Below are 13572 nucleotides of genomic sequence, written 5' to 3'. Positions count from 1 at the left end.
TTGCTCCATCTTTATTTATATTGTATTATATTTCTTGTGCTTAAGAGAGCAATACATAATAAATATTTATGACCCGTTGGTCAAGTGGTTAAGACACCGCCCTTTCACGGCGGTAACATGAGTTCAAATCTCGTACGGGTCATTTTGGAGGATTAGCTCAGCTGGGAGAGCATCTGCCTTACAAGCAGGAGGTCACAGGTTCGATCCCTGTATCCTCCATTCCAAAAACGTTAAACACCTAATTTCGATTAGGTGTTTTTTTGTACAAAAAAATCATCCCATAAATATGAGATGATTTCAAATACCTTTTTTATAAAGCAAGTAAGAATAAATACATGGTATTAAAGCAACAATTATTAGAATAGGCGTGAATAAAGATATCATCGGTACAAATGAACTAACAATCATAATTATCCCGCCAACAATATATATCTTTTCACCAAATTTATGAGTCATTTTCCAATTTTGTTCACTATGTAAAGTCCAAGGAAGTCTTATGCCAACAGTGTAATTTGGACGAACTTTTCCTAAAACTAGGCCAAGGATGATGAAAAGAAATCCGAAGAGTAGATCAAAGTAGCTATTTTCTAGCAAGGTGGGGAAAAAATTTAATGCCTTGAGAATAATAACTGGAAGAATTATTATTGACAAAATAGGCATGATTGAAAAACTATTTTTTGAACCCTTGGATGAATATTTCCTTCCTTTGGGTCCTTAGAAATAACTAAAATTAAGAACAATTGGGCTATTGTTAAGATAATTGGTAGTGTAGTAATAGCCACTAATTTGGAACTCCAACTGTCAGCTACAAACTGAGCATTAAAATGTGTTGGTAGGCGATTGGGAATTTTGTTCCAGAACAACAAAGAGACTAGTAACGGAAGCCAGATAGTTAAAGTGGTTTCTATTTTAAAGCGATTAATATTTTTCATGATTATCACTTCAATTCTTTTTGTTGCCATTATAGTTCGATTATTTCGTAACAACTAAAGATTAATGAGTATTATACTGAACGTCTAATCAAATAATTAAAATCAAATTTCCAATCACTCGATAAAAGAGATTGGGTAGTGAGAAATTACGATATTTCTTTAATAGTGACATAGATACGACAAAGATAATAATGATTAGAGTTGTCCATAAACTAATGTAGTTGAGTAAGAATAAAATAATACTCAGGGCCGAAATTGCACCTAGTTGAATATAGTCGAATTTGTTACCTTCAAAATAGTTTATCAATACGGTTGCCAGGTTAACTAGAAGCAATGGCACGACAAAATTTACTGAAATGAAGTGCATGTAGGTAAAAGCTAATGCAATTGACATAAAACTTGGAACTACAAAATCTTTAATTAGAGATACCAGATTTTGGTAATTATCGGGTAGGTAGCGGACTGTGTATAAGAGGACTAACTGCACGAAAATCAATAGTACTACAAACAAATTAAGGGAACGCCATGAAAGAACCGCCAACAATAAATATATTCCACTGTATAAGATGTGAAAGTATTTATTAGGATTCAGGGTTAAAATATATTCCTTATATAAAGCCACCATGGCCACCATGATGATCAAAAAACCATGTAAAGAATAGTTATTTAGATCGTGAATAAAAATAAAGATGAATGGAAAAATATGATAACTGATAAATTCGATGATGCTTAATACGATTTTTTTAGATTTTAACTTATCCATATTGACTCCTTATAGAGTATAAAAACATATTAATGTAGAAAAAGATTAACGTCAAACCAAGTTTTTTCATGAAAATAAATTTACTTTGTGTTAGTCTATTAAGAGGTTCCTGATGGGATCCTTTTTTTGTTTAAGGAGAGGCCCTGTAACCGAAAAGGTGGAAAAGATATGTCAAAAAATTATTTATTTACTTCTGAATCAGTTTCAGAAGGACATCCAGATAAAGTTGCTGATCAAATAAGTGATGCAATTCTCGATGCTATTTTAGCAAAGGATAAAGATGCGCGTGTTGCCTGCGAAACAACTGTTACAACTGGTTTAGTTCTAGTTGTAGGTGAAATTTCTACATCTGCATATGTTGATATTCAAAGTGTCGTACGTAAAACAATTACTGATATTGGCTATGATGGATCAAATCCTGGCTTTAATGGTAATAGTTGTGCCGTACTAGTTGCACTAGATGAACAATCTCCTGATATCGCTGCGGGTGTTGATGATGCACTTGAAGAACGGGGTAACAATGATAAAGATCCATTGGATCAAATCGGTGCTGGTGATCAAGGTTTTGTTTTTGGCTTTGCCACTAATGAAACTAAGGAATTTATGCCATTGCCAATTTCTTTGGCTCATAAGTTAATGAGAAAAACGGCTGAAGTCAGAAAAAATGGCACAATTGATTACTTAATGCCTGATGCTAAATCACAAGTAACTATCGAATATGATGAAAACGATCATCCAGTTCGTGTAGATACAATTGTTTTAAGTACTCAACATAAGGCTGAGGCTAGTTTGGAACAAGTTCAAAAAGACATTAAAAAATATGTCATTGATGAAGTAGTTCCAGCAAATATGATGGACGACAAGACAAAGATTTTAATTAATCCTACTGGTCGTTTTGTTATTGGAGGTCCAGAAGGAGATTCTGGACTTACCGGACGAAAAGTTATTGTAGATACATATGGTGGCTTTGCACGTCACGGTGGTGGTGCCTTCTCTGGTAAGGATGCTACTAAGGTTGACCGATCAGCAAGTTATGCAGCTAGATACATAGCTAAAAATTTAGTAGCTGCAGGTGTTGCTGAAAAGGTTGAAATTCAAATTGCTTACGCCATTGGTGTAGCAAAACCAGTATCAGTTCACGTTGATACTTTTGGTACGAGTGATTTTTCTGAAGAACAAATTGAACAAGTTATTAATAAGTTCTTTGATTTACGACCACTAGGTATCATTAAGATGCTTGATCTACAAAGACCAATTTATAAGAAGACGGCCGCATATGGTCACTTCGGGCGTACAGATATCGATTTACCATGGGAACAACTTGATAAAATTAATGATATTAAGAGTTTCTTGAAAATTTAATCGGTGATTACAGAGGCGTTCTTTAAAGTTTATCTTTAGAGAAAGTCTCTTTTTTTATGGGAGGAATTAATTAATGGCACAAAAGAATCAATCAAATGTGGCAATTGTTACAGTTGCGGTATTTATTGCAACGTTTATGACTGCTATTGAGGGAACTATCGTATCAACAGCGATGCCAACGATTATTGGCAGTTTACATGGAGTGAGCCTAATGAATTGGGTTTTCTCGATCTATTTATTAATGACGGCTGTAGCAACCCCAATTTATGGAAAATTGTCTGATATTATAGGAAGAAAACCAGTTTTGATGATTGGACTAGTGATCTTTGTCATCGGGTCGACGCTTTGTGCGATGTCAAACTCGATGTTGACATTAATTTTGGCTCGTGTGGTACAGGGGATAGGTTCAGGAGCCATTCAACCCCTAACTTTTACAATTATTGCTGATATTTATCCGCTAGAAAAACGAGCCAGAATATTAGGCTTTAATGGTTCTGCTTGGGGGATAGCAGCGGTCATTGCACCACTACTGGGTGGATTTATTGTTGAAAAATTAAGCTGGCATTGGGTATTCTTAATTAACTTACCTGTAGGATTAATTACAATCGCTTTGATTTGGATCTTCTTTAAAGAAGAAAAAAGAGAACATGATAAATTACAAATTGATTATGGTGGAACAGTATTATTGGTTTTAGTGTTGTTGCCATTGATGTTAGCTCTGCAAAATATAGGTAGTACAGCGGTTATTTTACCAATTGGTTTAGTATTGGTATCTATTATTTCGGTATTTATTTTTATTAAAGTTGAGAAACGTGTAAAAGATCCAATATTGCCATTAGATCTTTTTAAAAACAGAACTTTTGTAATTCAGAATGTTTTGGCATTGTTAGTTAGTGGATTTTTGATCGGTTTTGAAGCATATATTCCAACTTGGATGCAAGGTATTTTGGGATTGAGTCCTTCAATGGGAGGGTTTGCAGTCACACCAAGTTCAATTGTGTGGATCTTTGGATCATTTTGGGCCGGAACATTGATAAAAAAAATGGCACCCAACCGGGTTATCTACATCAGTCTTTTCTTTTTAGCAATTGCAAACGTGTTGTTATTATTGGCTAATCCAACAACTCCATTCTGGTACTTCTGTATGTTGGCGGCAGTTGCGGGATTAGGATTTGGTCTAACTATTACAACGACGACGGTAACTGCTCAGACAGTTGTTGAGCCGGAAAATGTTGGAGTTGCTACAAGTTTTAATACATTGTTGAGAACTATTGGTCAATCAATGATGGTCTCTGTTTATGGAATTGTTTTAAATACGGCTTTAGCAAAAGGTGCGGCTGAGAATAAGCACATTACCGTTGACATGATGAACAAATTAATTGATCCGCAAACAGCAAATTCCTTGCCACATCAGCTTTTACCCAAAATGAGACAAATTCTTTTTTCAGGATTGCACAACATCTATGTAGCAACTCTTGTATTATTATTTTTGGGCTTACTTCTTAATGCCTTGGAGTTGAAAAATCGTAAGATTTTGGGCTCGGAATAATAGAGTATTAAAAGTTAAAACGGTGGCTGCTAAAAGATAGCCACCAAGAACATCACTTGGATAGTGAACGCCTAAGAAAATACGGCTATATCCAATTAAAAGAACTATGGAAATACACAATGTACTGATGATTATTTTGAGACTTAATTTCTTAAAAATAAACAAACTAATAACTAAGATTGAAATATATAAGGCAAATGAACTAGCAGAGTGTCCACTGGGAAAGCTATATCCCCCAGCGTAGACATAATGTAAATGGCTAGGACGTGGACGTTTGATAATATTTTTGATCAAACTGTTTAAACCAGCAATTACTACTTTGTTGAGGACTAAGAAAATTCCAGCATAATAATATTTTTTAATAATTAAGAGTAAAAAGATAAATGCGGTTACAACAATAGTTTGAAAAGTATCGCCCATATCGGTGATGATCCGGAAAAAGTCGATGCTTGAGTTGTTGTGATGATAAATTTGATCAATTAATGCTGAATCAAATGTTCCAATAAAAGGTGCATGTGAGGCTACACTGATGCCCCAGCTGATGAATATTATCAATAAAAGTACATTAAAGATGATTTTTTTTTCAGATATTTTCATATTTTTTGATCTCTCTATTGTTTAAGTTTTTGTTAAGAAATATAATAAAGTATAAAGGTTTTGAGGGAGAGCAGATATTTATGGTTATGACACGTCGTGAACGCAAAATCGAAGATAGTCGATTGACTAGATTAAATAATAAAAAAAGTAAGAACGCAAATTTACGTAAGAATATGTCGATTCTAGGATCAAGTATGTTTGTCGGCACTGCTGTAGCTGAAGTTACTAGTATCTCTGCTCCAGCACCCGTTAAGGCTGATGCATTGTCAGTTAGCAATTTGTTAAATCAAAATTCAGCAGTTACAACTACACCCATTAGCTCAACAGGGGTTGGCGATGAGCAGTTTATTGATTATATTGGTAATTCAGCTCGTAAGTTAGCGTCAAATAATGATTTGTACGCTTCAGTAATGATTGCACAAGCAATGGTTGAAAGTGGATGGGGTACAAGTGGACTTGCTAGTTCACCTAATTATAATCTTTTTGGTATTAAAGGTGATTATAAGGGTGAATCAGTTAACATGGGTACACAGGAAGACGACGGAACAGGTAGTCTTTATTCGATAAGTTCCGATTTTAGAAAGTATCCTTCCTACAAGGAATCTCTTGAAGATTATGTTTCTTTACTTCGTGGCGGAACTTCAGGCAACTCGCAGATGTACGCGGGTGCTTGGAAGAGTAATACCAGTTCCTACAAAGATGCTACTAAGTATTTAACTGGTCGTTATGCTACCGATACCACATATGCTGATAAATTGAATAGTGTTATTGAAAAGTATGACTTGACTAAGTTTGATACTGCATCAACTGATAAAGATCAAACATATACAGTTGCACAAGGTGATACTCTACAATCAATTGCAGATAAGTTTAATGTTACAACAGATACTTTGACCAGTTTGAATAATCTTAAAACTGATAATTATATTTATCCTGGTAAGACTTTAATTGTTACTCAAGTTATTGGTTCAAATGGTCAACCATTATCAATGACAAATTTGTCGAATACATCAACGAGTACAAATGATACTGGGAATGTTGGCGATGCTTATGGTACTCAACAAGCTCCAGTTATTGTTCAAGATGAACGTAATGGTGTCAAAAAATATGTAGCATCAGATGATCAAAGTGATTCTTCAACAATTAGTGTTCAAAATGATTACAGTAATGATGATTCTAATTCAGGTAATAGTAAGAATAGTTCAGTTACAGTCCAAAGTGGTGATACAATTGATTCTATTGCTTCACAAGCTGGTACAACAGTTGATAATATCCGCCAATTAAATGGACTAAATTCGGATTTATTGGTTGTCGGACAAACATTAATGGTATAAGATATATAACAACGGAAGTAGTAGATAATAAAATACTTTTCAGAAAGCGCATGGGGATGTGAATGCGTAGGTTTTTATTTTCGAACTCGTCCACTGATAATAGTTGCCGAACTTGAGTAAGTGACTACGTTTTATCCTCGTTAAGGATTTCAAGAGTCGTACTTTAGTACGGAACTTAGGTGGTAACGCGATAACTCGTCCTATGATTAATATATAATCATAGGACTTTTTTTGTATAGGAGGAAAAATATGTACAATCACAATACTGTAGAAAAGAAATGGCAAAAGTATTGGAAAGAAAACGATACTTTTAAAACAACAAATGATCCAAGTAAAAAGAACTTTTATGCTTTGGATATGTTCCCATATCCATCAGGTCAAGGTCTTCACGTTGGACATCCTGAAGGATATACAGCAACTGATATTATTGCCAGAATGAAACGTGCTCAAGGGTATAATGTATTACATCCAATGGGATTTGATGCTTTTGGATTACCAGCTGAACAATATGCATTAAATACTGGTCATACACCAGCAGATTTCACAGAAAAAAATATTCAAAACTTTAAACGTCAAATTAACTCTCTTGGTTTTTCATATGATTGGGATCGTGAAGTTCAAACTACTGATCCTAAGTTTTATAAATGGACTCAATGGATCTTTGAACAAATGTATAAAAAGGGCTTGGCTTATGAGTCCGAAACATTAGTTAATTGGTCACCTGATCTGGGTACCGTTGTTGCAAACGAAGAGATCATTGATGGCAAGACTGAACGTGGTGGTTTTCCCGTTGTTAGAAAACCAATGCGTCAATGGATGTTAAAGATAACTGCCTATGCGGACAGACTTTTAGATGACCTAGACGATATTGACTGGCCAGAAAGTATTAAAGAAATGCAAAGAAACTGGATTGGACGCTCAGTTGGTGCTCAGATTACTTTCCCAGTTGCTGATTCTGATGATAAAATCAATGTCTTTACTACAAGACCTGATACTATTTTTGGTGTTGAATACATGACACTTGCTCCAGAACATAAGCTAGTTGATAAGATTACGACTTCAGAACAAAAAGAAGCCGTTGCTGCTTATAAAGAAGAAGTTTCTCATAAATCAGATCTTGATAGAACGGATTTGAATGATGAAAAAACTGGTGTTTTCACGGGTGCTTATGCAATTAACCCGGTAAATGGCAAGAGAATTCCAATTTGGATTTCTGACTATGTTCTGGTTACATACGGAACGGGTGCTGTTATGGCAGTACCTGCTCATGATGATCGTGATTTTGCTTTTGCTATAAAATTCCATCTACCAATGACACAAGTTATTGAAGGTGATCTTGAATCTGGTGCTATTACAGGTGATGGAAAACATATTAATTCAGATTTCTTAGACGGATTGAATAAAGAAGATGCTATAAATCACGCAGTTGAATACCTAGAGGATAAGGGTATCGGTGAAAAGAAAGTTAATTATCGTCTTCGTGATTGGGTCTTCTCTCGTCAAAGATATTGGGGTGAACCAATTCCTGTTATTCATTGGGAAGATGGCACAACTTCATTAGTACCAGAGGATGAATTACCATTGAAGTTGCCTGAAGATTCAGATATTAAACCATCGGGTACCGGCGAAAGCCCATTAGCAAACTTGACAGATTGGGTAAATGTGGTTGATAAGAATGGACGTAAAGGTCGTCGTGAAACTAATACTATGCCACAATGGGCTGGTTCATCATGGTACTACTTGAGATATATCGACCCACATAATGACAAAGAATTGGCTGATTATGACCTATTGAAACAATGGTTGCCAGTTGATCTTTATATTGGTGGAGCAGAACATGCTGTGTTGCACTTGTTGTATGCAAGATTCTGGCATAAAGTACTGTACGATTTAGGCGTTGTTCCAACTAAGGAACCATTCCAAAAACTCTTTAATCAAGGTATGATCCTTGGAAAAGGTCATGAAAAAATGTCTAAATCAAAGGGTAATGTTGTTAATCCTGATGATGTTGTTGATTCATATGGTGCAGATACGTTGAGAACTTATGAAATGTTTATGGGACCATTAGATGCTTCAATTGCCTGGTCTGAAAATGGACTTTCAGGTTCTTCTAAGTTCTTAGATCGTGTATGGAATTTGTTTGTCAATGATGATGATTATAGTACTATTAAAGAAGACTATTTGACTGATACCAATGATGGTAAACTTGATAAAGTTTATAACGAAACCGTCAAAAAGGTAACTGAAGATTTTGATGCTTTGCATTTTAATACTGCTATCTCACAAATGATGGTCTTTGTTAATGAAGCTCACAAGGTTGATCATATGCCTAAGACCTATGCTGATGGAATAGTTCAATTGTTGGCTCCAATTGCGCCGCACATGATGGAAGAACTTTGGAGTAAATTCGGACATACTGAATCTATTTCATATGCAAAATGGCCAACATATGATGAAAGTAAATTAGTTTCAGATACAGTTGAAATTATTATTCAAGTAAATGGTAAGTTAAGGGATAAAGTTGAAGTTGCTAATGGAACGTCAAAAGAAGATTTAGAAAAACTTGCTACAGATGATGAAAAGGTTCAAAAATTTATTGGTGATAAGAAGATTGTTAAGGTTATTGTAATTCCTAATAAAATTGTTAATATTGTTGTTAAATAATAAAAGAGCTTCGGAATTATTCCGAAGCTCTTTTTGATATTAAAGATATTTAGATAATTACGTCTAAAATAATATATTATATGAAGAAAATTAACGAATAATTACGTAAAACGGAGTGTTTTGAGTGAGTTTTTATTTTTAAGTACTCTTAACAAGAATTTCTTATTTGGAAGAGTATTTTACAAATCCTTTATTTTGCAAAGTAAATCTATTTTTTAGAAATAAATTTGCTTTTTAGCGAATTTAAGTGTAATTTAAAATTTTTAGGAAGAGAACTTTGCTATAATTAAATGGACAGTTTTTAAGGTGGTGCATGTTTTGAGCGGAAATAATAACCGTGCTGAGGAAGAGGTTATGCCAGTAATGGACCCTGAGGATTCCTCGCAAGATACTATGCTACGAGGATCAGCTTGGATGACGGCTGGTAGTATCTTTTCACGTATTTTGGGAGCAATATATATTATCCCATGGATGGCTTGGATGGGTTCTTATTATCCAGCTGCTAATGCGTTATTTGCTAAAGGCTACAATATTTATAGTTTATTTTTGATTATTTCGACTGCAGGTATTCCAGGTGCAATTTCGAAACAAATCTCACATTACAATGCTTTGGATCAATATTCAACTGGTAATAAGTTATTTAAACATGGCCTTAAGATAATGACCTTTATGGGAGTTATATTTGGTGCAGTGATGTATTTTGGTGCTCCAGTATTAGCAACTTTATTTACAGATGGAGATCCTAGAAGTATTCCTGTTATTAAGTCATTGGCGGTTGCAGTTTTGATAATTCCAATTCTTAGTATCCTGAGAGGGTATCTTCAAGGATATTCTGACATGGCGCCTTCAGCTATTTCTCAATTTATTGAGCAAATTGCTCGTGTTATTTATATGTTGATAGCAACGTATATTATCATGGTTGTCAATAAAGGTAGCTATATTAATGCTGTTGTTCAATCAACATTTGCCGCTTTTATAGGTGCTGCAGTTGCAATTGGGATTCTAATATTGGCTTTATTGCGTCGATTGCCGAAACTGAGGCGATTATCACGTAACGGTCAACCAGTTGCTGATGTAAATGAGAATAATTTTACTAAAGAAATTTTTGAACAAGCTGTTCCATTTATTATTTTAGATGCAGGGATTACTTTCTTCAATTTATATGATCAATCGACATTTAATCAATTCATGAGATTATTTGTGAATGCAACTGGCGCACAATTGGATAATTACTATTCATTATTTGGTTTTCAAGCTAATAAGTTAATCATGATCATTGTTTCTCTTTCAACAGCAATGGCTGTGACAGCAGTTCCAATTCTTTCCGGATTATATTCTAAAGGAAATAAAGAAGATATCGAAGATCAGATTTCTAATACTTTGGAATTGTTTTTCTTCATTATGATTCCCGCTTCATTAGGAATGTATGCAGTTGCACAACCATTGTGGACAACATTTTATCGTTATGATTCCTTGGGAGTTTTGATGTTACAATTTTCGTCAGTTATTTCAATTCTACTGGGATTATTCACAGTTTTGTCGGCTGTTTTACAGGCGTTATATCGTAATAGATTGGCAATTAAATATTTTGTTTATGGATTCATTGTTAAGGTGGTAGCACAACTACCAATGATTTGGTTATTCCATGAGTTTGGTCCTTTGGTGGCAACAAGTATTGGTATGGCGGTTGTTTGCTGGTTAATGTTACGTGAATTACATTCCGTTTATCCGTTTGATACCGGAAGAATTTCGCGTCGTATCAGTGGAATTATTTTATTCTCATTGATTATGTTTATTTCAGTCATGATTGTTAATTTCATTGTTTTCCATTTTGTGGGTAACTCAGATCGAATTATCAGTGTGGTAGTTTTGATATTAGAAGCAGGTCTCGGTGGTGTAGTTTATGGTTACTTGGTTTTGAAGACATCATTGGCTGATAAAATTTTGGGAGTACGTGTCGAAAGAATTAGAAGAATTTTTAATATTAGATAAAAATACAAAAAATATTAACACGAAAGTTAAAAATGAGCTAGTAATCAATTTTGATTGCTAGCTTCTTTTTTGAATAAAACAAATTATTTTTCTAGATGTATTGAGAAATGAACTCAGTTACTAAATTAGTTATTCGTGGTTGCCAAAATCTGGGGTCCATATGTTTGGCATCGCGTACGACGATAAATTCTGTCGGAATATTATTATCAGATAATTTATTGTTAAGCCTGTCAGCATTGATTAGGGGAACAATTGAATCTTCAGTCCCATGAAGGATAAAGAAAGGAACGGTCTGTGAATTAATGTATTCCAATGGATTAGCACGCTTATTTAATGTAGGAGCTTGGTCTGGCTTTTTACCTAAGAAATTTTGATAAATAAGATCATGAGTATCATTTAGGGTGCTCTGCATAGTAGTCAAGGGGTCGACTACGCCAGACCAAGTAACAACAAGATTGATATTGCTCGAATAGTTTAAATTTTGACCAACATCAAATTTTTCAATGCCATTGGTTACTCCTAACATCGTTGCTAAGTATCCTCCGGCTGATTCACCCATAGCGATTATTTTTTTAGTGTCAATTTGATATTTTTCTGATTGACTTTTGATGTAACGAATTGCTGCTTTAACATCTTGTAATTGACCGGGAAAACGAACTTTATTACTATCTCGATATTCAACATCAACGATTACAAACCCTTTTCTCGCATAGTCAATTAAATTGGCTAGGTGGATATTGTAATCAATATCCATCCAGGCACCACCAGAGAACCAAAAGATAACTGGAAATTTTTTTTCATCAAACCTTTTATCATGTCGGATTATCGAAAGATGGAGATCTCTAGTAGTTTGGTGGAGCCAACCGGGTACCTGAGCGTAAGTAATATTGCTGTCGATCAGTAGTCTATCTTGATCCAGATTCACGTCGATAATTTTTTTCAAAGTTATTTACTACTCCTTGAACTGTATTTAGACATATACTTGGGCAGTTTATCGATTACTTTAGTTGGCAAAACAACATATTCTTTTTGATTTATTTTATCAGCAATTGTGCTGTGAATTAGTAAAGCCGCCGAAATTGTTTGGACCGAATATCCAAATTGACCTACAAAGCCTGCAATAATACCAGTCAATGTATCGCCCATACCACCAGTTGCCATTCCAGGGTTTCCAGCTGCTATTTTTAAAATTTGGTCCTGATAGTAGATTTCAGAGAAATGTTTTTTTAGTACTAGGACTGACTTAGAATTTAATTCTTGAAGTTTTTGAAGATTATTGGCAACGGTTTGGTTAGGAATATCTAAGTTTGATAACCGTTGCCATTCTCCTTGATGAGGAGTCATGATTATATTAGATGGGGTGTCCAATATAAATTTTTCCTCAGCAATAACGGTAAGGGCGGAAGCATCGAAGATGACTGTTTGTTTGGCGGTAGTGTTTTCAAGAACTGTCTTGACTAATCCCTTGGCTATGCTTGAGGTACCAAGACCAGGTCCAATTGCTATGACGGAATTATTATGGATAGCATTTAATAATTCTTTTTTATGATGATAATCAAGTGTCATTGCTTCAGGAATTTTGACATTTAAAGCGGTGAATTTTTCTGGAGTGGTCGCAACAGTAACCAGACCGGCACCTGAGGCGATGGCAGCACTGCTGCAAAGAATGGCTGCCCCACCGAAGAGAGTAGAACCAGCTATTATTAAAACTTTTCCATAATTGCCTTTGTAAGATTCAGGATTTCTTGGTTTGATAACCTGAGTTAGAACATTTTTACTAATATTTTTCATTACAATGGCCTCCATTTGTAGTATCATTTTAATTGTAATCTAATTTAGGGATTATTTGTATTGATATGCCGCTGTGGCGGAATTGGCAGACGCGCAGTGTTCAGGTCGCTGTCTAGTTTTCTAGGTATGGGTTCGAATCCCACCAGCGGTATTCAGATAGTTTCATATAATTTCAAAAGAGACTAAAACCATTGATAATATTGGTTTTAGTCTCTTTTTATTTTTCTTTAATTTTATATAAATGCAAAACGTTTTGCACAGCATTTTGCACAATAAAAAAGTGTTCACAAATCGTGAATACTCTAACTGAATAAACTATTTATTTTTGAATTTTCATCGTTAATACTTTTTTCCATCGAATGAGAATATATTTTCAACGTCATTTCAGGGTTTACATATCCAATTCGGCGATATATATAATAGGCTAAGCCAGTGAGTAAAAAGGTAAGAGCACAATACCAATTTCTAAATACAAGATTCAAAGGGACGGCATAGTTTTTTATAAAAATATTCAGATTGTCCTTTAATTTATTCATCGAAGATTTTTACAGCTCTATATGAAGTATCTGTTCTTTAGTAAAACCTTAT

At 34.6% G+C, this 13572-nt stretch carries 11 protein-coding genes, 3 tRNA genes, 1 riboswitch and 1 other annotated feature; of the genes, 8 read left to right on the top strand and 6 right to left on the bottom strand.

Features of this window, described 5'->3' with window-relative positions; genetic code table 11:
* Window positions 1–70 precede the first annotated feature (70 nt).
* Window positions 71–142: transfer RNA gene (locus tag CBP76_RS06495), tRNA-Glu, on the top strand.
* A 4-nt stretch (window positions 143–146) separates the two neighbouring features.
* Window positions 147–219, top strand: a tRNA-Val gene (locus CBP76_RS06490).
* Window positions 220–297: 78 nt separating this feature from the next.
* Here CBP76_RS06490 and CBP76_RS13630 read toward each other — a convergent pair.
* The 3 genes from CBP76_RS13630 to CBP76_RS06475 all read right to left on the bottom strand — a co-directional run bounded on the left by CBP76_RS13630 (window position 298) and on the right by CBP76_RS06475 (window position 1695).
* Window positions 298–660 (bottom strand): SdpI family protein, encoded by a 363-nt coding sequence (locus tag CBP76_RS13630; RefSeq protein WP_102196125.1) that lies wholly within the window; start codon window positions 658–660, stop codon window positions 298–300.
* Window positions 642–932, bottom strand: a complete 291-nt coding sequence (locus CBP76_RS13625; RefSeq protein ID WP_166667210.1) for a DUF1648 domain-containing protein — start codon at window positions 930–932, stop codon at window positions 642–644. Before CBP76_RS13625 ends, CBP76_RS13630 begins: the two co-directional genes overlap by 19 nt.
* Before the next feature lie 88 nt (window positions 933–1020).
* Window positions 1021–1695, bottom strand: coding sequence for a hypothetical protein (locus tag CBP76_RS06475; RefSeq protein ID WP_102196123.1), 675 nt, complete (start codon window positions 1693–1695; stop codon window positions 1021–1023).
* Window positions 1696–1788: 93 nt separating this feature from the next.
* Window positions 1789–1866, top strand: a riboswitch (SMK box riboswitch).
* Here CBP76_RS06475 and metK point away from each other — a divergent pair.
* Together metK and CBP76_RS06465 are read left to right on the top strand one after the other, a co-directional pair.
* Window positions 1864–3057, top strand: a complete 1194-nt coding sequence (gene metK / locus CBP76_RS06470) for a methionine adenosyltransferase (RefSeq protein WP_102196122.1) — start codon at window positions 1864–1866, stop codon at window positions 3055–3057. Its footprint overlaps the riboswitch before it by 3 nt.
* Before the next feature lie 73 nt (window positions 3058–3130).
* Window positions 3131–4606: an MDR family MFS transporter gene (locus CBP76_RS06465; protein WP_102196121.1), complete on the top strand. Its 1476-nt coding sequence runs from the start codon at window positions 3131–3133 to the stop codon at window positions 4604–4606.
* Here CBP76_RS06465 and CBP76_RS06460 read toward each other — a convergent pair.
* The gene (locus tag CBP76_RS06460) at window positions 4553–5203 is read right to left on the bottom strand and encodes a phosphatase PAP2 family protein (RefSeq protein ID WP_102196120.1); all 651 of its coding nucleotides are present in this window, start codon (window positions 5201–5203) and stop codon (window positions 4553–4555) included. The genes CBP76_RS06465 and CBP76_RS06460 overlap by 54 nt on opposite strands.
* Before the next feature lie 80 nt (window positions 5204–5283).
* On the opposite strand from CBP76_RS06460, the gene CBP76_RS06455 reads away from it, so the two are divergent.
* The 3 genes from CBP76_RS06455 to CBP76_RS06445 all read left to right on the top strand — a co-directional run bounded on the left by CBP76_RS06455 (window position 5284) and on the right by CBP76_RS06445 (window position 11193).
* A complete protein-coding gene (locus CBP76_RS06455) occupies window positions 5284–6537 on the top strand; it encodes a glucosaminidase domain-containing protein (protein ID WP_102196119.1) in 1254 nt (417 codons plus the stop codon).
* Window positions 6536–6743: a binding site (T-box leader), on the top strand. (Overlaps the previous gene by 2 nt.)
* Before the next feature lie 43 nt (window positions 6744–6786).
* The gene (gene leuS / locus CBP76_RS06450) at window positions 6787–9201 is read left to right on the top strand and encodes a leucine--tRNA ligase (RefSeq protein WP_102196118.1); all 2415 of its coding nucleotides are present in this window, start codon (window positions 6787–6789) and stop codon (window positions 9199–9201) included.
* 354 nt (window positions 9202–9555) lie between these two features.
* Window positions 9556–11193, top strand: coding sequence for a putative polysaccharide biosynthesis protein (locus CBP76_RS06445; RefSeq protein WP_425430300.1), 1638 nt, complete (start codon window positions 9556–9558; stop codon window positions 11191–11193).
* A 91-nt stretch (window positions 11194–11284) separates the two neighbouring features.
* On the opposite strand, the gene CBP76_RS06440 is transcribed toward CBP76_RS06445, so the two are convergent.
* On the bottom strand, window positions 11285–12136 hold the full coding sequence (locus CBP76_RS06440; protein WP_102196117.1) for an alpha/beta hydrolase: 852 nt from the start codon (window positions 12134–12136) through the stop codon (window positions 11285–11287).
* A gap of 2 nt (window positions 12137–12138) precedes the next feature.
* Window positions 12139–12984, bottom strand: a complete 846-nt coding sequence (locus tag CBP76_RS06435; RefSeq protein WP_102196116.1) for an NAD(P)H-hydrate dehydratase — start codon at window positions 12982–12984, stop codon at window positions 12139–12141.
* Between the two features lie 67 nt (window positions 12985–13051).
* Between CBP76_RS06435 and CBP76_RS06430 the strand changes: the two genes are divergently transcribed.
* Window positions 13052–13135: transfer RNA gene (locus CBP76_RS06430), tRNA-Leu, on the top strand.
* Window positions 13136–13572: the final 437 nt, after the last annotated feature.

The sequence above is a fragment of the Companilactobacillus nuruki genome, from assembly GCF_002872255.1.
GTDB classification, from domain to species: Bacteria; Bacillota; Bacilli; order Lactobacillales; family Lactobacillaceae; genus Companilactobacillus; species Companilactobacillus nuruki.
This window is presented reverse-complemented; position numbering and strand designations above follow the sequence as displayed.

Bases quoted from the DNA above. Each gene is read 5' to 3' on its own strand.
- metK (WP_102196122.1), top strand. From the start codon at position 1,864: ATGTCAAAAAATTATTTATTTACTTCTGAATCAGTTTCAGAAGGACAT.
- CBP76_RS13630 (WP_102196125.1), bottom strand. From the start codon at position 660: ATGCCTATTTTGTCAATAATAATTCTTCCAGTTATTATTCTCAAGGCA.
- CBP76_RS06475 (WP_102196123.1), bottom strand. From the start codon at position 1,695: ATGGATAAGTTAAAATCTAAAAAAATCGTATTAAGCATCATCGAATTT.
- CBP76_RS06455 (WP_102196119.1), top strand. From the start codon at position 5,284: ATGGTTATGACACGTCGTGAACGCAAAATCGAAGATAGTCGATTGACT.
- leuS (WP_102196118.1), top strand. From the start codon at position 6,787: ATGTACAATCACAATACTGTAGAAAAGAAATGGCAAAAGTATTGGAAA.
- CBP76_RS06435 (WP_102196116.1), bottom strand. From the start codon at position 12,984: ATGAAAAATATTAGTAAAAATGTTCTAACTCAGGTTATCAAACCAAGA.
- CBP76_RS06460 (WP_102196120.1), bottom strand. From the start codon at position 5,203: ATGAAAATATCTGAAAAAAAAATCATCTTTAATGTACTTTTATTGATA.
- CBP76_RS13625 (WP_166667210.1), bottom strand. From the start codon at position 932: ATGAAAAATATTAATCGCTTTAAAATAGAAACCACTTTAACTATCTGG.
- CBP76_RS06445 (WP_425430300.1), top strand. From the start codon at position 9,556: ATGCCAGTAATGGACCCTGAGGATTCCTCGCAAGATACTATGCTACGA.
- CBP76_RS06465 (WP_102196121.1), top strand. From the start codon at position 3,131: ATGGCACAAAAGAATCAATCAAATGTGGCAATTGTTACAGTTGCGGTA.